The sequence below is a fragment of the Methylobacterium sp. 22177 genome (genome assembly GCF_052045615.1).
Classification (GTDB): domain Bacteria; phylum Pseudomonadota; class Alphaproteobacteria; order Rhizobiales; family Beijerinckiaceae; genus Methylobacterium; species Methylobacterium radiotolerans.
The window spans coordinates 78074-95736 of record NZ_JBQEPK010000002.1; the positions used below are offsets into that span (position 1 = coordinate 78074).

18 protein-coding genes are annotated in these 17663 nt (G+C 72.5%); 8 read left to right on the top strand and 10 right to left on the bottom strand.

Features of this window, described 5'->3' with window-relative positions; all coding sequences use genetic code 11:
- The first annotated feature begins 114 nt into the window (after positions 1-114).
- Both ACTJK8_RS02720 and ACTJK8_RS02725 read left to right on the top strand, forming a co-directional pair.
- A complete protein-coding gene (locus tag ACTJK8_RS02720; protein ID WP_234742043.1) occupies positions 115-555 on the top strand; it encodes a TadE/TadG family type IV pilus assembly protein in 441 nt (146 codons plus the stop codon).
- The gene (locus tag ACTJK8_RS02725) at positions 552-2192 is read left to right on the top strand and encodes a TadG family pilus assembly protein (RefSeq protein WP_076728210.1); all 1641 of its coding nucleotides are present in this window, start codon (positions 552-554) and stop codon (positions 2190-2192) included. The genes ACTJK8_RS02720 and ACTJK8_RS02725 overlap by 4 nt, the downstream gene beginning before the upstream one ends.
- A gap of 38 nt (positions 2193-2230) precedes the next feature.
- Here the strand turns inward: ACTJK8_RS02725 and ACTJK8_RS02730 are convergent, their stop codons facing one another.
- The 6 genes from ACTJK8_RS02730 to ACTJK8_RS02755 form a co-directional block, all read right to left on the bottom strand.
- Entirely contained in the window at positions 2231-2833 is a 603-nt protein-coding gene (locus ACTJK8_RS02730; protein WP_043073730.1) for a PAS domain-containing protein, read from the bottom strand.
- A gap of 468 nt (positions 2834-3301) precedes the next feature.
- Complete coding sequence (locus ACTJK8_RS02735) at positions 3302-4462, bottom strand: M20 aminoacylase family protein (RefSeq protein WP_012319291.1); 1161 nt, start codon at positions 4460-4462, stop codon at positions 3302-3304.
- Positions 4459-5742 (bottom strand): GNAT family N-acetyltransferase, encoded by a 1284-nt coding sequence (locus ACTJK8_RS02740; protein WP_012319290.1) that lies wholly within the window; start codon positions 5740-5742, stop codon positions 4459-4461. Before ACTJK8_RS02740 ends, ACTJK8_RS02735 begins: the two co-directional genes overlap by 4 nt.
- A 157-nt stretch (positions 5743-5899) precedes the next feature.
- Positions 5900-6334: a lysozyme inhibitor LprI family protein gene (locus ACTJK8_RS02745; RefSeq protein WP_012319289.1), complete on the bottom strand. Its 435-nt coding sequence runs from the start codon at positions 6332-6334 to the stop codon at positions 5900-5902.
- 42 nt (positions 6335-6376) lie between these two features.
- Positions 6377-7126, bottom strand: a complete 750-nt coding sequence (locus ACTJK8_RS02750) for a glycerophosphodiester phosphodiesterase family protein (protein ID WP_012319288.1) — start codon at positions 7124-7126, stop codon at positions 6377-6379.
- Between the two features lie 2 nt (positions 7127-7128).
- On the bottom strand, positions 7129-7602 hold the full coding sequence (locus ACTJK8_RS02755; protein WP_012319287.1) for a RidA family protein: 474 nt from the start codon (positions 7600-7602) through the stop codon (positions 7129-7131).
- 312 nt (positions 7603-7914) lie between these two features.
- On the opposite strand from ACTJK8_RS02755, the gene ACTJK8_RS02760 reads away from it, so the two are divergent.
- The 4 genes from ACTJK8_RS02760 to ACTJK8_RS02775 all read left to right on the top strand — a co-directional run bounded on the left by ACTJK8_RS02760 (position 7915) and on the right by ACTJK8_RS02775 (position 12982).
- Entirely contained in the window at positions 7915-9105 is a 1191-nt protein-coding gene (locus ACTJK8_RS02760; protein ID WP_029360135.1) for an aspartate aminotransferase family protein, read from the top strand.
- A gap of 167 nt (positions 9106-9272) precedes the next feature.
- Positions 9273-10253: an ornithine carbamoyltransferase gene (gene argF, locus ACTJK8_RS02765; protein ID WP_012319285.1), complete on the top strand. Its 981-nt coding sequence runs from the start codon at positions 9273-9275 to the stop codon at positions 10251-10253.
- A 277-nt stretch (positions 10254-10530) separates the two neighbouring features.
- Positions 10531-11574 carry an Hsp33 family molecular chaperone gene (locus ACTJK8_RS02770; RefSeq protein ID WP_012319284.1) on the top strand — a complete coding sequence of 348 codons (1044 nt, stop codon included), beginning with the start codon at positions 10531-10533 and terminating at the stop codon, positions 11572-11574.
- Between the two features lie 169 nt (positions 11575-11743).
- Positions 11744-12982, top strand: a complete 1239-nt coding sequence (locus ACTJK8_RS02775; protein WP_440761488.1) for a hypothetical protein — start codon at positions 11744-11746, stop codon at positions 12980-12982.
- Positions 12983-13071: 89 nt separating this feature from the next.
- Here ACTJK8_RS02775 and speG read toward each other — a convergent pair whose 3' ends face one another.
- The 3 genes from speG to apaG are packed head-to-tail and all read right to left on the bottom strand — an operon-like array spanning position 13072 to position 15233.
- Positions 13072-13641: a spermidine N1-acetyltransferase gene (speG, locus tag ACTJK8_RS02780; RefSeq protein ID WP_012319282.1), complete on the bottom strand. Its 570-nt coding sequence runs from the start codon at positions 13639-13641 to the stop codon at positions 13072-13074.
- Entirely contained in the window at positions 13638-14807 is a 1170-nt protein-coding gene (gene argE, locus ACTJK8_RS02785) for an acetylornithine deacetylase (RefSeq protein WP_012319281.1), read from the bottom strand. Before argE ends, speG begins: the two co-directional genes overlap by 4 nt.
- Positions 14808-14840: 33 nt before the next feature.
- Positions 14841-15233, bottom strand: a complete 393-nt coding sequence (gene apaG / locus ACTJK8_RS02790; RefSeq protein WP_012319280.1) for a Co2+/Mg2+ efflux protein ApaG — start codon at positions 15231-15233, stop codon at positions 14841-14843.
- A 258-nt stretch (positions 15234-15491) separates the two neighbouring features.
- Between apaG and ACTJK8_RS02795 the strand changes: the two genes are divergently transcribed.
- Both ACTJK8_RS02795 and ACTJK8_RS02800 read left to right on the top strand, forming a co-directional pair.
- Complete coding sequence (locus ACTJK8_RS02795; RefSeq protein WP_012319279.1) at positions 15492-16616, top strand: 2'-deoxycytidine 5'-triphosphate deaminase; 1125 nt, start codon at positions 15492-15494, stop codon at positions 16614-16616.
- Between the two features lie 35 nt (positions 16617-16651).
- Positions 16652-17113 (top strand): Lrp/AsnC family transcriptional regulator, encoded by a 462-nt coding sequence (locus ACTJK8_RS02800; protein WP_012319278.1) that lies wholly within the window; start codon positions 16652-16654, stop codon positions 17111-17113.
- A 22-nt stretch (positions 17114-17135) separates the two neighbouring features.
- On the opposite strand, the gene ACTJK8_RS02805 is transcribed toward ACTJK8_RS02800, so the two are convergent.
- Complete coding sequence (locus tag ACTJK8_RS02805; RefSeq protein ID WP_012319277.1) at positions 17136-17657, bottom strand: cysteine dioxygenase; 522 nt, start codon at positions 17655-17657, stop codon at positions 17136-17138.
- Between the last annotated feature and the right edge of the window lie 6 nt (positions 17658-17663).

The window sequence follows — 17663 nt, forward strand, 5'->3', positions numbered from 1 at the left end:
GCTCGCTTTGGTTGTATAATCTAGTATCAAAACAACCATTAGTTAGAACATCGCCGTCACGATGGGCCGTGCAGTGGTCGTGCTGCGCGAGTCGCGGAGGGCGATGCGATGGGCATGCGGCGCTTGCGCCGGCGGAGCGCGCCGAGCGGTTGGACCTGCCGGCGCGGCAGTTCCGCGGTGGAGTTCGCCCTGGTGGCGCCCGTGCTGTTCCTGCTCTTCGCCGGGATCGCGGTGTTCGGGATCTGCCTCGGGGCCGCCCACAACCTCCGCCAGATCGCCGCCGAGGCGGCCCGCGCCTCCGTGGCGGGCGTCACCGATGCCGAGCGCGCGAACCTCGCCCAGACCATGGTGAACCGGAGCCTGAGCGCCGGCGCGATGTTCCGGCCGGGCAGCATCGTCGTGCAGGTCGGGCCGGATCCCAGCGACGCGACGGTGTACACGGTCACCGTCACCCTCGACGCCTCGACGCTCGGCATCAACGTCTTCGCGCGCCTGCTGCCGATGCTCCCGACGGTGCTGCGCAGCAGCGTCAGCGTCCGGAAGGGCGGCCTGTGACCGGCCCGGGCGGGCGCCTGCTGCGCTTCGGGGCCGCGCGCGGCGGCAACGTCGCGATCCTGGTGGCGCTCGGCAGCGCCATGCTGATGGGGGCGGGCGCGGTCGGGATCGATCTCGGGCTGGTCTTCCAGGCGCGGCGCAAGGCGCAAGGGGCGGCGGACATCGCCGCCATGCTGGCGGCCGTCGATCCGAGCCAAGCCGACACGGTCGCCCGCCGGTCGCTCAGCGACAACGGCTACGGTGCCGCGACCGCCACGGTCGCGCCCGGCAGCTACGACGCCAGCACCAGGGGCGTCGCTCCGGGCGGCCGGTTCAGCGCCGGCGGAAGCCCGGCGAACGCGGTGCGGGTCGGCCTCTCGACCTCGGTCCCGGTGACCTTCGGCCGGGCGATCGGCCTGCCCGGGGCGGTGCCGCTGCGGGTGACCGGCACCGCCGCGAGCGCGCAGTTCGCGGCCTTCACGATCGGATCCGGCACCCTGAGGCTCGAGGGCGGCATCGCCAACGCCCTGCTCGGTGCCTTGCTCGGGGCCAGGCTGTCGCTCAGCGTCAGCGACTACGACGCCCTGGCCAGCGCCCGCGTCGACGGGCTGCGCGTCCTGGACTCCCTCGGGGCGAGCCTCAACATGCAGGCCGCGAACTATACCGACATCGTCCAGGCGAATGCCAGCGTCGGTCAGCTGCTGATGGCGATCCGGGCCGCCGCGTCGGACAATGGCAGCGCGGCGTCGGCCCTGTCGGGGATCCTCAACGCCCTGCCGAACGCCGGAAACCTCGTCGCGATCGGTCAAGTGGACGGGCTCGGCGACGCCGCCGCGCTGGCGCCGCCCCGGGGCTTCGCCGGCCCCTCCCTCAACGTGCTGAACCTCCTGGGCGCCGCCGCCTCCCTGGCGAACGGCCAGAACCAGGTGGCGGTCGATCTCGGAGCCACCGTGCCGGGACTGCTCTCGACCCGGCTGACCCTGGCGACCGGCGAGCGCAAGCGCAGCTCGGGCTGGGTCCGGCCGGGCAGCCAGAACGCCACCGTTCAGACGGCGCAGACCCGGCTGCTGATCGAGACCACCGTCACGGCGCCGCTCGGGCTCGGGACGCTCTCCCTGCCGGTCTACGCGGAAGTCGCACCGGCGCAGGCGACCCTGCGGTCGCTCAGCTGCGCCGGGTCCGGAGGACGCAAGGTCACCCTCGACGCGCAGACCGGACTGGCGACGCTGGCCGTCGCCCAGATCCCGCGCGCCGCGATCACGGGGGGCAGCGCGGGCCCCGACCTGTCGCAGCCGGCCTCCCTGATCGCCCTGCCGCTGGTCAACGTCTCCGGGCGGGCCCACGCGACGCTCGGCACCGCGTCGCAGACCCTCGTGTTCTCGGACGCCGACATCGCCAACCACACCGTGCGCACGGTCGCCTCGGGCAACTTGACCCAGTCGCTCACCGGCAGCCTGCTGCGCAACCTCGTGCTGAACATCGACGGCCTCGGCGTGCCGCCGCTGCTCCAGTCGGCCCTGACGACGACGCTGGGCACCGTGACCCCGGGGATCGACCTCGTGCTCGACACCGTCCTGCGCAGCCTCGGCCTGCGTCTGGGCTACGCCGATCTCGACGTCGACGGCACCCTCTGCAACCAGGCCGTGCTGGTGCAGTGAGCCGGGCCGGACGGTCCGGCGGGACGCGGCAGCCCCGCTCAGTGGCCGCCGCGGCGCGCGCCGGTCGCGGAGGCCTTGGCGATGCGCCGGCCGAGGTGCAGCAGCAGCATGTCGATGAGGAGTTGAAGCTCGGAATCCGCCACGCCCTCGAGGGCGTCGCGGCATTCGAGGGCGCGGTCCACCGCCCGCGCGAGCGGGTCCGCGGGCTCGGCCGCCGCGTGCGCAGCCGCGTGCGCCGCCGACGGCTCGTCGGTCACGTCGATGATGATGCCGTGCCCGAGGCGCCGGCTCGACGCGCCCGTCGGGATCCGGCCGCGGTCGAGGATCCGGCGGACCTGACCCGAGGGCGACAGCGTCCGGTACTCGGCCACGAACAGGCCGCCGCGCTCGCGCACCGCCTTGAACTGCCGCACCACGGCCGGCCGATCCTCGGGATGGACGCAGGCCTTGGCGACCGAGAGCGGGAGGGGGCGTCCGGCCAGTCCGGGATCGCCGGCCAGCACCTCGGCGGCGCCGGCGTCGAGGACGCAGCGCTCGGCGCGCGGCGACCACGACCACGTGCCGATGATCCCGGAGGCGTCGAGGGCGGCCGAGAGATCGACCGGCCGGGGGCGGGGGCCCTGGATTGCATCGGCAATCATGGGCGAACTCCGGTTGCAGCGCGCACCATGCCCGCCTTCGTCGGAGATATACAACCGCTGATGGAATTAATGAGCAGTTAACTCAACTCGATGGTCCGCCACGCATCGACGGCATTGCCCTGCGCGGATAGCGGAATCCCGTTCTTCGGGCGGCCGCACCGGGTCGATATGACCCGGAACCAACCCGTTCAGGTTGTAATCGCGGTCGCGCCTCAGCCGAGCTGGGTGAGCAGCGTGAAGGCGCCGAAAATCAGGACCGCGCCGACCGAGGCGGCGAGCAGGATGAGCGCCGCGCGCGATTCCCGCATCTCCGGTGACATGGCGCCCTCCCGTCGCGGCCCGCGTCGGCGCGCGGGCGAGTTCCGTCAGGATTCGCACCGATCGGCCGCGCTGTCGACGGCCGACCGGGCGCGCGCGGCGACATCGCCCGCCATCCGGAAAGTCCCGGACGGCGGCGACGGCCCGGCCTCAGGCCGCGGTGCGGCGCTCCACCATCCGCGCCAGGAAGGCGCTGCCGATCGGGATGATCGAGTCGTCGAAGTTGTAGCCGGCATTGTGCAGGCCGGGGCCCGGATTGGCGCCGAGCCAGACATAGGCGCCGGGGACCGCCATGGTCATGTCGGCGAAGTCCTCGCTGCCCATCTTGGGCACGACGTTCGACTCGACCTTGTCGGCGCCCAGGAGCTCGGTGGCGACCTCCGTGGCGGCGGCCGCCTGCTCGGGGGCGTTCTCCAGGACGGAGAACACGTCCTGCAGGTCGACGGTGACCTCGGCGCCGTAGGCCGCGCCGAAGCCCGCCGCCAGCTCGCGCATGCGGGTGCCGGCCAGCGCCCGGATCTCCTTGTCGAAGGTGCGGATCGTGCCGGCGAGATGGGCCGTCTCCGGGATCACGTTGTAGGCGGAGCCCGCCTCGATCCGGGTGATCGACAGGACGATGGACTTCAGCGGATCGGCGTTGCGCGACACGATCGACTGGAGGGCCTGGGCAAGGCCGGTGGCGATGATGATCGGGTCGACGCCCCGGTGCGGCTGGGCGGCGTGGATGCCCTTGCCGCGGATGTGGATGTCGAAGAAGTCCGCCGCCGCCATGATCGGTCCCGGCCGCAGCTTGATCATGCCGTGGCCGCCGCCGGGCTGGTTGTGCAGCCCGTAGATCTCGTCGCAGGGGAAGCGCTCGAACAGGCCGTCCTTCAGCATGGCCCGGGCGCCGCCGCGGCCCTCCTCGGCCGGCTGGAACACGAACACCGCGGTGCCGTCGAAGTCGCGGGTCTCGGCGAGGTAGCGCGCCGCGCCGACCAGCATCGTGGTGTGCCCGTCATGGCCGCAGGCGTGCATCTTGCCCGCGTAGGTCGAGCGGTAGGGGAGGTTGGTCTCCTCCTCGATGGGCAGGGCGTCCATGTCGGCGCGCAGGCCGATGCGCTTTCCGTTGTCGGTGCGGCCCTTGAGCAGGCCCACCACCCCGGTGCCGCCGACGCCGCGATGCACCTCGCAGCCGAATTTCTCGAGGAGATCGGCCACGATGCCGGCGGTGCGCACCTCCTCGAAGCCGAGTTCCGGATGGGCGTGCAGGTCGCGGCGCAGGGCCGTCAACTCGTCGGCGTAGGTCTTGATGCGGTCGATCGGGCTCATGACTCGGCACTCTCGGGGGGGGACGTGTTGGGGGACGGGGATCCGGACGGCGTCGCGCCCTCGCGGGCGCCGCCCTGGTCCGCGCGCCGGAACGGCGTCAGCGTGTCGAGGACATCGACCGCCTCGGCGACGTGGGCGCGCTCCCGCTGCAAGTAATCGGCCACCGCGCGGCGCAGCGCCGGGTCGGCGATGTCGTGGGCCGAGTGCATCAGGACCGGCCGGTAGCCGCGGGCGAGCTTGTGCTCCCCCTGGGCGCCCGCCTCCACGCGCTTCAGGCCGCGGGCGATCGCGAAATCGATCGCCTGGTAGTAGCAGACCTCGAAATGCAGGAAGGGGTGGTCCTCGATGCAGCCCCAGTTGCGCCCGTAGAGCGCCGTGTCGCCGATCAGGTTGATGGCCCCGGCGATGTAGGCGTCGCCGCGCTTGGCCATCACGAGCAGCACCCGGTCGGCCATGCGCTCGGACAGGAGCGAGAAGAACCGGCGGTTGAGGTAGGGCCGGCCCCATTTCCGGGAGCCCGTGTCCATGTAGAAGGCGTAGAACGCGTCCCAGTGGGCCTCGGTGATGTCCGCGCCGGTCAGGTGCTCCACCGTGATGCCGGGCGCCAGGGCGTCGCGGCGCTCCTTGCGGATGGTCTTGCGCTTGCGCGAGGCGAGGGCGGACAGGAAATCGTCGAAGGTCGCGTAGCCGTCGTTCTGCCAGTGGAACTGCTGGTCGGTGCGCTGCAGGAAGCCGGCCGCGCCGGCCCGCTCCCACTCCGCCTCGCGCATGAAGGTGACGTGGATCGAGGAGGCCTTGGTCTCGCCCCGCAGCGCCCGCAGGCCCGCGACGAGGCCGGCCGTGGCCTCGTCGGGATCGGCCCCCGGGGCGATCAGGAAGCGCGGCCCGGTCACCGGCGTGAACGGCACGCTGACCTGGAGCTTGGGGTAGTAGGCGCCGCCGGCCCGCTCGTAGGCGTCGGCCCAGCCGTGGTCGAAGACGTACTCGCCCTGGCTGTGCGATTTCAGGTAGCAGGGCGCCACGCCGAGGCGCGCGCCGTCGCGCTCGACGGAGACGTGGAGCGGCAGCCAGCCGGTCCTGCGCGAGACGCAGCCCGAATCCTCCAGCGCCGACAGGAAGGCGTACGACAGGAAGGGGTTGTGGGTCTCGTCGCCCGCCGCCAGGGTCTCGGACGAGAAGGCGCAGGCATCCCATTCCGCCGCGCCGATCTCCTTCAATCCGGGAAGCGCTCGCACGGTCAGTGCGGCGGTCTCCGGCGTCGGCCCGGGTGCTTGCTTCATGGGCCGGAGTCTAGCCCGTGACCGGCCGGGAGCAAGCGGGCGGATGCGCACGGCACCCGCGGCAGCGTTGTCAGACGGCCGCCGACGTCACCCGCCGCGGCCCGGACCCGTCGTCGCGCCGGACGCCCGAACCGGACGTCGCGGTCGCGGCGCGCGCTCACTCGCCGAGGCGGCCGACGCAGGAGACGTCGTCCGCCTTGCAGTCGAGGTATCCCTTCAGGACCTTGATCCGCGCGTCGGTCAGCCCCTTCAGGCAGCCGTTGTACGCCATCGCGTAGGCCGAGCCCCCGTCGAGGCCCAGGGTCTCGAGGAAGCAGGTCGCGTCCCGGTACGACAGCCAGGCCTTCTGGGCGCCCCGCAGGGCGTCCTTCGTCTTCGGGCCGATCTTCTTCGTCAGCTGCCCGTAGACGGCGTTCAGCGCGGTGTCGGCGGCCCGGTAATCGGCGCCCGCGCAGGCGTTGAGATCCGCCTGGGTCGTGCCCTCGCACGGGTCGGCCGCCGCAGCGGGTGCCGGGGAGAGCAGGGTCGCGGCGAGGGCGAGGCCCCGGCAGAGCCGCGCGAACCGCGCGCGCGCGTCACTCGTAACGGTCATGGCGATCTTGGTCGGACGGAATCGGACAGGGCGTAGGAAAATTTACGGGACGAACCCCTCGAACACCATCTGATCCGCGTGCGCGGCCGCGCGGGCGCGTTGCTCCGCGGTCCGGACCGTCCAGGTCATGACGGGGATCTGACCGAGCAGCCGGCAGAGGTAGGTCGGCGCGCAGGGCAGGTCGTCCACCCGCCAGGACAGGAAGTCGGGCCGCGTCTCGGCGAGGTGCAGCAGGTCGGAGAGCGACCGGCGGAGCGAGGGCGTCAGGGCCGCGTAGACCGGATCGTCCTGCGTCGTCTCCGCCACGATGCCCCGCGGGATCGTGGCGGGGCAGAGGTCGCGCAGGGCCGCGACCACCTGCGGGTCGAAGGATTTCAGCGCCACCGGCCCGGCGCAGGCCGCGGCGATCTCGGCGGTGCGGGTCGCGAGCCGCAGGTCGCCGTCGTAGCGGGACTTCACCTCGATCACCACCGGCACCGCCCCGGCCACCGCCGCCAGGAAGGCCGGCAGCGTCGGGATCGTCTCCGCGGACCCGGCGACGGCGAGCGTCCCGAGTTCGGCGGCCGACCGGTCGGCCAGAGCCGCGCCCGTCCCCGTCAGGCGCCCGAGGGCGGCGTCGTGGAAGACCATCGCCTCGCCGTCGGCGCTGAGCTGGACGTCGCACTCGATGGCGAAGCCGCCCGCGACCGCCGCCCGGGCCGCCGCCAGCGTGTTCTCCGGCCGGCCCGCCGCGCGGTCGTGCAGGCCGCGATGGGCGATCGGCCGCGCGGTGAGCCAGTCGGGGGCGGCCACCGTCAGCGGACCTCGAACATCGCCTCGACCTCGACGGCGGCGTCGAGGGGCAGCTCGGCCACGCCGACGGTGGAGCGGGCGTGGCGCCCGCGGTCGCCGAGCAGCTCGACCATCAGGTCGGAGGCGCCGTTCATCACGCCGGCCACGGCCGAGAAGCCCGGCGCCGCGTTGATGAAGCCGCCGAGCCGGACGCACTGGACCACCGCGCGGTCGAGGTCGCCCACCGCGGCCTCGAGCTGGGCGAGGACGTTGAGGGCGCACAGGCGGGCGGCCGCCTTGCCGGCCTCGGCCGAGACGCCGCCGCCGACCTTGCCCTTGTGCTCGGCCGCGATGGCGCCGTCCGCGCCGAAGCAGACCTGGCCGGAGATCACCACCAAGTTGCCGGTGCGCACGAACGGCACGTAGTTGGCGACCGGCGCCGCCGCCCTCGGCAGGGTCAGGCCCAGCGCCGCCAGGCGTTCCTTGATCGAGCTCATCGGGTTCTCCCTGGTTCCTGCGAATCCGCGGGAGCAGGAGCACGGCCGCCCCCCGCGGCGCAAGTGCCGGTTCCGCAGACCTTCGATTCTCCGTCGGCCCGGGGCGAGACCGCCGCCGCTTGACCGTCGAGATCAGCCCTATCGGTGCCGCGTGCAGGGCTGCCCGGCGGGTCCGCCGGGCACTGAAACGTTGACAGGCGGCGGCTCTTTCATAGTAATCGCGCGCGTGCCGCCCAGGACTGAGGCGGCACTTTCATTTGGAGCCGGCTCAACGCTCGCTCCGGGATCCTGTGTGAAACGGAGATGGGACCCGTGACGTCAGCCCTTCTGCCGACCTACGTCCGCGCGCCGCTCGCCTTCGAGCGCGGCGAGGGCGCCTGGCTCGTGACGGAGGGCGGGGAGCGATACCTCGACTTCGGCGCCGGCATCGCGGTGAACGGCCTCGGCCACGCGCACCCGCACCTCGTCGGCGCGCTGACCGCGCAGGCGAGCAAGATCTGGCACACCTCGAACCTGTTCCAGATTCCGGGCGGCGAGCGCCTCGGGCAGCGGCTCGTCGACGCGACCTTCGCGGACGTGGTGTTCTTCTGCAACTCGGGCGCGGAGGCGAACGAGGCGGCGATCAAGATCGCCCGCAAGTACCACGCGGCCGGTGGGCAGCCGGAGCGCTACCGGATCGTCACCTTCGCGGGCGCCTTCCACGGGCGGACGCTGGCGACGCTCGCGGCCGGCGGCCAGCAGAAGTACATCGAGGGCTTCGGTCCGAAGGTCGAGGGCTTCGACCAAGTCCCGGCCGGCGACTGGGCGGCGCTCGAGGCGGCGATCGGGCCGGAGACGGCGGCGCTGATGATCGAGCCGATCCAGGGCGAGGGCGGCGTTCGGGAGATCCCCCACGCGGACCTGCGCCGGCTGCGCGAGATCTGCGACGCCAACGGCCTCCTGCTGATCATGGACGAGGTCCAGACCGGCGTCGGCCGCACGGGCCGGCTGTTCGCGCACGAATGGTCCGGCATCACCCCGGACATCATGAGCGTCGCCAAGGGCATCGGCGGCGGCTTCCCGCTCGGCGCCTGCCTCGCGACCCGCGAGGCCGCCCGCGGCATGACCGCCGGCACGCACGGGACCACCTTCGGCGGCAACCCGCTCGCCATGGCGGTGGGCAACGCCGTGCTGGACGTGGTGCTGGAGGAGGGCTTCCTCGCGCGCGTCGCCCGGTCCGGCCTGCTGCTCAAGCAGAAGCTCGCGGCCCTGCGCGACCGCCACCCGCACGTCATCCAGGAGATCCGCGGCGAGGGGCTGATGCTCGGCCTCAAGCTCGGCGTGCCGAACACCGACTTCGCCGCCGCCGCGCGGGACGCCCACCTGCTGGTGATTCCGGCGGGCGACAACATCGTCCGCCTGCTGCCGCCGCTGACCATCGGCGAGGCCGAGATCGACGAGGCGGTCCGCCGCCTGGAGGCGGCGGCGTCCGGCTTCGAGGCCGTGCGCGGCGCGGCCGAGTAGGATCGATCCGCGCGTTTGAGAACACCGCCCTCCGGATCCCGGAGGGCGGCCCGAAGCATTTCCGGGCGCGGTCGATCCCGCCGCGCGTGACGGAGATGCCCCTGCCAGGAGGTAGAGTGCGGTTCATGATCAGGTGATCGTTGAGCAGACTCTAGTATTGTGACGCGATGAAAGCCCAGATTGACGGCCGGGCACACGCCCCGGCCAGGCACCTGAACGGTGCCGGCCCTCGTCATTTCCTCGATCTCAAGGATTTCTCCGGGGCGGAGCTGCGCCGGGTCCTCGATGCCAGCGCCGCCATCAAGGCGCGCCGCCGCAAGGGCGAGCTGGCCGCCGAGCGCCCGCTCACCGGCAAGACCCTCGCCATGGTGTTCGACCGGCCCTCGACCCGCACCCGCGTCTCCTTCGACGTGGCGATGCGCGAGCTCGGCGGCGAGACCCTGATGCTCACCGGCTCCGAGATGCAGCTCGGCCGCGGCGAGACCATCGGCGACACCGCGCAGGTGCTCTCGCGCTTCGTCGACGCGATCATGATCCGCATCCTCGACCACGGTCAGATGCTGGAGCTGGCCGAGTACGCCACCGTCCCGGTGATCAACGCGCTGACCAAGGTCTCGCACCCGTGCCAGATCATGGCCGACGTGCTGACCTTCGAGGAGCATCGCGGGCCGATCCGGGGCCGCAAGGTCGCGTGGTCGGGCGACGCGAACAACGTGCTGGCGAGCTGGGTCCACGCCGCCGCCCGGTTCGACTTCACCCTGAACATCGCGAGCCCGCCGGAACTCGCGCCGCCGCCGGCGCTCCTCGCCTGGGCGCAGCAGGAGGGTGCCGACGTCCACGTCACCACCGACGCCTTCGCGGCCGTGGACGGCGTCGATGCGGTGGTCACCGATTGCTGGGTGTCGATGGGCGACGACGACGAGGCGCACCGGCACAACCTGCTGAGCCCCTATCAGGTCAACGACGCGCTGATGGCGGCGGCGAACCCGGACGCGATCTTCATGCACTGCCTCCCGGCCCACCGCGGCGAGGAGGTGACGGCCGAGGTGATGGACGGCCCGCGCTCCGTGGTGTTCGACGAGGCCGAGAACCGCCTGCACGCGCAGAAGGGCATCCTGGCCTGGTGCCTGGGCGCCAGCGGGCTCTGAGCCCGCGGTCGCCACGTCCGGCCTCGCGCTCGCGGGGTCGGGGCACCATATAGGCGTGAGCGGGCGGCCCGTGCCGTCCGTCTCCCCATCGCGGCCGCCGGAAGGCGGCATCCCGGCGACGAACGGGGCGCGCTGCGCCGCCGCTCCCGCTCCGGGCTGGACGGGGTGAGGGATCCGATCGCTCCGCCAAGGTCATCGCCTCACGCCGCCCGGCCCCCGGGAGGACGGGTCCACGCTCTGCCGGCACGAGAGGCCGGACGCATCGATCGGAGAGGGCATGACCTCAGGAACGCAGTCGCACCCCCAGTCGCCATCCCAGTCGCGGGCCGAGAATGCCGGCAACGGCCACGCCGGCGCGGACGACGCCGTGCTGCCCTTCGCCGTCGAGGCGCTGGACGTGCGCGGGCGCGTCGTCCGGCTCGGTCCCGCCGTGGACACGATCCTGCGCCGCCACGGCTACCCGGACCCGGTGGCGCGCCTCCTCGGCGAGGCGGCGGCGCTGACGGTGCTGCTCGGCTCCTCGCTCAAGTTCGAGGGCCGGTTCCAGCTCCAGACCAAGACCGACGGTCCGGTCGCGATGATCGTGGTCGATTTCGAGGCCCCGGACCGGCTGCGCGCCACCGCGCGGTTCGAGCCGGAGCGGGTCGCCGCCCTCGGCGCCGGGCCGCTCAAGGATGCCGAGCTGATCGGCACCGGCCATCTCGCCATGACCATCGACCAGGGCACCGCCGCGAGCCGCTACCAGGGCGTCGTCGCCCTCGAGGGCCAGAGCCTGGAGGAGGCCGCGCACCAGTATTTCCGCCAGTCGGAGCAGATCCCCACGCAGGTGCGCCTCGCCGTGGCCGAGGCCGTGGAGGAGGGGGCCGGGCGCTGGCGGGCCGGCGGCCTGCTCGTGCAGTTCCTGCCCCAGTCGGTGGACCGGGCGCGCCTCGCCGACCTGCCCCCGGGCGACATCCCGGAGGGCCACGCGCATCTCTCGGGGGAGGCGCCGGAGGACGATGCCTGGGTCGAGGCCCGCTCGCTGGTCGCGACCATCGAGGACCACGAGCTGGTCGATCCGCACGTGTCCAGCGAGCGGCTGCTTTACCGGCTGTTCCACGAGCGCGGCGTGCGGGTGTTCGACCGTCAGCCGGTCCAGGAGACATGCCGCTGCTCGCGGGAGCGCGTGATGGGCATGATCCGCTCGTTCTCGCCGCAGGAACGGCACGACATGGTGGCGGATGACGGGCGCATCGTCATCACCTGCGAGTTCTGCTCCCGGCGCTACGACCTCGATCCCCAGGAGGTCGAGGCCGAGATCGCCGGACAGCCGAGCCAGTAGAGCGCAGGACAGCGGGCCTGCGGACCAGCATGCCCGCGTCTACGGCCAAGCTTTTCCGCGCGAAACGCACGAAGATCGGTATTCGTTGCGTAAATTTTTGAGCCCTCCAGGCTGAACCGTTTCGCGACCTTTGACGTTGCGTGGCAGATTCAACATTGGAGGGTACGCCATGCGGAAATTGTCGATCGGATTGGCCGCGCTGCTGATCAGCACCTCGGCCTATGCCCAGCAGGGTGGCGCCGATCGCGGCGCCGGGATGGGCGGTCGCGGCGGTCAGGGTGGCGCCGAGTCCGGCATGAAGGCCGGTGGCGGCGACCGCGGCGGCATGCAGAGCGGCATGCAGGGCGGTCGCCAGGCGGCGTCCGACCGCTCCGGCGCCGAGGCGGGTCGGTCCGCGCAGGGCCGCGAGGCCGGCGGCGAGGGCCGCTCGGGCCAGGATCGCATGGCCCAGGATCGCACGGCTCAGGACAGGGCCGGCGCCGAGCGGGGCGACCGCCGCGGCGATCGCGCCGACCGCGACGAGCGCGGGGATCGCGACGGCGCGCGTGCCGATCGCGGCGACCGCCGCGGTGACCGTCGCGCCGACCGCACCGATTTCCGCGGCCGGACGGACGTGAGCCGGACGGATGTCCGGTCCGAGCGGGTCGAGGGCGGCTTCCGCCGCGAGGGCCGCTACGTGTTCATCGGCGGCCGCCGGGTCGTGTACGGCTCGCCGGAGTATCGCCGCCTCGTCGTCACCGAGAACCGCGGCCCGCGCGCGCGCTACGTCGTGATCCGCGGCCAGCGGGTGCTCTACGGCTCACCCGAGTACCGCCGCCTGGTCAGCGTCCGCGAGACCGGCCCGCGCGCGCGCTACGTCGTCATCCGCGGCCAGCGCGTGGTGTACGGCTCCCCCGAGTACCGCCGCCTCGTCTCCGTCCAGGAGGACCGCTTCGTGACGATCCGCGGCCAGCGGGTGCGCTACGGCTCCGCCGAGTACCGGCGCCTGAGCGGCGGCGGCGCGGTCAGCGCGAGCTTCCGCTCCGAGCAGCGCGCCGGGGCGCGCTTCGACAATCGCGGCGAGCGGGACGGCATCCGCAACGCGTCGCGCAACGAGGGCCGCAACGACGGCCGGACGGACCGCAACGACCGCGGCCAGGATCGCGGGATGGACAAGGCGTCCCGTCAGGAGGGCAAGAACGACGGCGTGCGCAACAGCGACATGCGCGGCGGCCAGCAGGACGGCATCCGCAACGCGTCGGATCGCGGGGGCCAGCAGGGCGGCATGAAGTCCGGCGCCGAGGGCGGCCGGACCGGCGGCGCGGAGCGCGGCGGCATGAGCGGCAGCACGGGCGGCAACGGCGCCATGGGCGGCGCCCAGGGCGCCGGCCGGGCCGGCGGCCAGGCGGGCGGTACCGGCCGCAACTGAAAAGCGTGAGCGTGGGGGGGGGGCCGACCGGCTCCTCCCCCTCGTCGTCTCGGGTCGACGGCGCCCGCGGGCGGCGGACGGGACCCGGTTCAGGCCTTCAGGACGGGCTCCGCGATGTCGCCGCCGCCGCCGCGGGCCCTGAGATATTCGGGCTGGAACAGGCACATCCGCACGGCGTCGCGATAGCGCCCGTTCACGAAGAACTCGTCCTTCAGCACGCCCTCGGGGTGGAAGCCGCAGCGCTCGTAGATCCGCACGGCCCGGGCATTGTCCCGGTCGACATGCAGGTAGAGCTTGTGGATGTTGAGCACGCTGAAGGCGTAATCCATGGCGATCCGGGTGGCCTGCCACGCGTAGCCGCGGCCCTGGAAGCTCGGGTGGATCGCGATCTGGAACTCGCAGCGCCGGTGCAGGTGGTTGATCTCGACGAGCTCGATCAGCCCGGCCGGCTCCCCGCTCGGGTCGGCCACGATGAAGCGCCGCTCGGTCTGATTGTGGATGTTGCGCTCGTAGAGCTGCTGCAGTTCGGCGAAGGACTCGTAAGCCTCCTCGAACCAGTAGCGCATGATGCTGTCGTTGTTGTTGAGCTGGTGGACGAAGCGCAGGTCCTCCCGCTCCAGCGGGCGCAGCTTGATGGTGATACCGGTCACCGCATTCATGACGCACCCACCTCGATCAGCTTGCGCAGGAAGTGCTCACCCTGGCCCAGGGCATCGAGGGTGATGAACTCGTCGGGCTGGTGCGCCTGGGCGATGTCGCCGGGGCCGCAGACCACCGTCGGGAGACCCGCCGCCTGGAAGCGCCCGGCCTCCGTGGCGTAGGGGACCGCGACGGTGCGGTTGCGTCCCGCGAGGCGCAGGCAGAGGCGCTCGGCCTCCGAGCCCGGCTCCGGAGCGAGGCCCGGAATGTCGACCTCCTCCAGCGTCTCGATCCGCCCGTACGCGCCGTAGCGGTTGAGGCGCTCGCGGGTGACCCGCTCGACCTCGGCCGCGAAGAGCCGCGGGATCTCGGCCGGGTCGAGATCGGGCAGGCCGCGATACTCCCAGAGGAAGCGGCACTCCTTGGCGAGGATGTTGCGCGCGGTGCCGCCCTGGATCGTCCCGACATGGACCGTGGTCGAGGCGGGATCGAACCGCCCGGACGGGTCGCCGCGCTCGATCATCAGGTCGGCGATCCGGTTGAGGCCGGCGACGAGGTCGCAGGCGGCCGACACGGCGTTCGCGCCGAGGGCCGGGCGGGCGGAATGGGCCTCGTGGCCGTGGACCGTGGTGAGGCAGGTGACGATGCTCTTGTGGGCGTCCGCCACCTCCATCCCGGTGGGCTCGCCGACGATCACCGCGGCCGGGCGGGGCAGGCCGTCGCCGAACCGCGCGATCCCGTCCATCGAGCCGAGGCAGGTCGTCTCCTCGTCGTAGGAGAGCAGGATGTGGATCGGCCGCTTCAGGCCGGCGGCGATCATGTCGGGCACCAGGGCCAGGGCCAGCGCGTCGAAGCCCTTCATGTCGACCGCGCCCCGTCCGTAGGCCCGGCCGTCGGCGACGCGCAGGGTGAACGGGTCGCTGGTCCAGGCCTGGCCCGTCACCGGCACCACGTCGGTATGGCCGGACAGGACGACGCCGCCGTCGACCATCGGGCCGACCGTCGCGAGGATGGCGGCCTTGTCGCCCGCCGCGTTCGGGAGACGCAGGTACGGGACGTCCCAGCCGTCGAGATAGGCGCTGACGGCGTCGATCAGGGCGAGGTTGGACTTGTCGCTCTCCGTATCGAAGGACACGAGGCGGGCGAGCATGTCGAGCGGGCTCAGCCGCTCGCCGGTCGCGGACATGGATTCCTCCGGGGCGAGGCCCCGGCCGGGACCTCAGTGCAGGCTGCGGCGGACGTGCGGGCTGTCGAGGGAGAAGGCGGGGATCTCGGCCTCGAAGCTCTCGCCGGCCACCGTCGCCATGGTGTAGCTGCCGGCCATCAACCCGTCGGGCGTGTTGAGCGGACAGCCGCTGGTGTAGCAGAAGGACTCGCCCGGCTCCAGCACCGGCTGCTTGCCGACCACCCCGGTGCCGCGCACCTCCTGGCAGGCGCCGTGGCCGTCGATGATCCGCCAGTGGCGCGAGCGCAGCTGGACCTGCTCGCTGCCGTTGTTCACGATCTCGACCGTGTAGGCGAAGAAGTAGCGGCTCTCGGTCGGCGAGGACTCCTCCTCGACGAAACGAGACTGAACCGTCACACTTATTCCCCGCGTCTCGGCCTTGTACATCGCCCTATTTGGCCCTTCTTCGGACGGTACGACTCGCTGAAGCCGAATGGAACGCGCTTCCCGGCCGGTGGTAGTGGGCGGCGGAATCGCCGTCAATTGCGGCGGACTACCTCGCGCGACGCCGGTCCCCCGGCGGGGCGCGGCGCCGGCATGACGCGGCCTGCGGAAGCGGTTAAGCCCGCGTTAGCGGGTCCCGACGGACAACGCTGATCGGAGTGACGCGGACCGGCCGGGGCGCGCGAGGGAGTCAGGGGCGCGATGAACGCGGGCGCAGCCACGGGAGCCGCCGAGTCGAGCGCGGACGGCCGATCCGGCATTCTGCCGGCCCAGGCGATCGCCGCCCTGGCCCAGGCGGGCGGCATCCGGACCGCGAGCCCCTTCGCACCCGACCAGATCCAGCCCGCGAGCCTCGACCTGCGCCTCGGCGCCAAGGCCTACCGGGTTCGGACGAGCTTCCTGCCCGGCTCGGGACGGACGGTCCAGGCCTGCGTCGACCGGCTGTCGCTGCACGCCGTCGACCTGCGCCCGGGCGCCGTCCTGGAGACGGGCTGCGTCTACATCGCGGAGCTCCAGGAGAGCCTCGCCCTGCCGGCCGATCTCGCGGCGGCCGCGAACCCGAAGAGCTCGACCGGGCGCATCGACGTCTTCACCCGCGTGATCACCGACCGCGGCGAGGCCTTCGACCAGGTCGAGCCCGGCTACGACGGGCCGCTCTACGCGGAGATCTCGCCGCGCACCTTCCCGGTCCTCGTGCGCAGCGGCTCGCGGCTGTCGCAGATCCGCTTCCGCCGCGGGGCGCCGCGGCTGACCGAGGTCGAGCTCGGCCTGCTGCACGCCCGCTCGGCCCTGGTCGACGCCGGCAGCCCGTCCTTCCAGGGCGGCGTCGCGGTCTCGGTGGACCTCGCCGGCTTCGACGGCCTCGTGGGTTACCGGGCGAAGCGCCACACCGGCCTCGTCGACGTGGACGCCCCCGGCCGCCACCGGGCCGCGGATTTCTGGGAGCCCCTCGCCGCCGACGGGTCGGGCAGCCTGATCCTCGACCCCGGCCAGTTCTACATCCTGGCCTCGAAGGAGGCCGTGCAGGTCCCGCCGGACCACGCCGCCGAGATGGTGCCGTTCGATCCCCTGGTGGGCGAGTTCCGGGTCCACTACGCGGGCTTCTTCGACCCGGGCTTCGGCTATGCCGGGGCGGGCGGGGCGGGCGCGCGGGCCGTGCTGGAGGTCCGCTCCCGCGACGTGCCGTTCCTCCTGGAGGACGGGCAGATCGTCGGCCGCCTCGTCTACGAGCGGATGCTCGACCTGCCGGAGACGCTCTACGGGGCCGGGGCCGGCTCGAACTACCAGGCCCAGGGGCTCAAGCTCTCGAAGCATTTCGCCCTGTAGTCCGGCCCGGACCCGCAGACGGGAGCAGCGATCGCATGGACGCCGTCGACCGGAAGATCCTCGATCTCCTCCAGCAGGACGCGACGCTCCCGGTGGCCGAGCTCGCCGAGCAGGTCGGCATCAGCGCGGCGCCGTGCTGGCGGCGGGTGAAGAAGCTGGAGGCGTCCGGAGTGATCCGTCGCCGGGTCGCCCTGGTGGATCGCCGCAAGGTCAACGTCCCCACCACGGTGTTCGTGGCCGTGAAGGCGCCGCGCCACGCCGCAGACTGGTCGGACGCCTTCCGGCGGGTGGTCGCCGGCTTCCCGGAGATCGTCGAGGCGTGGCGCCTGACCGGCGAGATCGACTACCTGCTGCGGATCGTCGTGCCCGACATCGAGGCCTACGACGCGGTCTACCAGCGCCTCATCGCCAAGCTCGACTTCTCGAATCTGTCCTCCTCCATCGCCATGGAGGAGATGAAGTACACGACCGCCGTCCCGACGATCTACGTGGCGTGAGGCGACCGCGCTGCGGCGGGGCTCAGCCCGCCGCCACCGCGTAGGTCCGGTGGATCGACGAGTCCTGCGCCCGGTGGTCGTAGCCGTAGACGTGGATCGAGACGGCCGCTTCCGGCCCGTCATTGGCGATCCGGTGCAGGTTCGGCCCCGTGGGCATCATGCAGGCGACGAAGCCGGGCTCGCGGACGGCGTCCATGGTCGCCACGGCGTGGGTCTCGCTGATCGGGCGGTACCACGTCTCCCGGAGGCTGCCGCGCAACAGGCCGAAGCAGCACGAGCAGTGGTGGTCGTGGACCGGCGTCACCGTGCCGGGCGCCCAGACCATCGCCCAGACGCTGATCGCCTCGGTGCCGAACAGGAGGTTCCGGCTCAGGCCGGGCCCCTGGCCGACCAGCCGCGACGGGTCGAGCAGGTCCGGCTGCGCCAGGATGCGGACCAGGGTGGACCGGGCCGAGGCCAGGTAGGCCTCCGGCGACCGGCCCGCGGAGCGGGCGAGGTTCGCCAGCATCGCCTCGACGTCGTTCGGGGTCGCAGTCTGCGGCATCGGCCA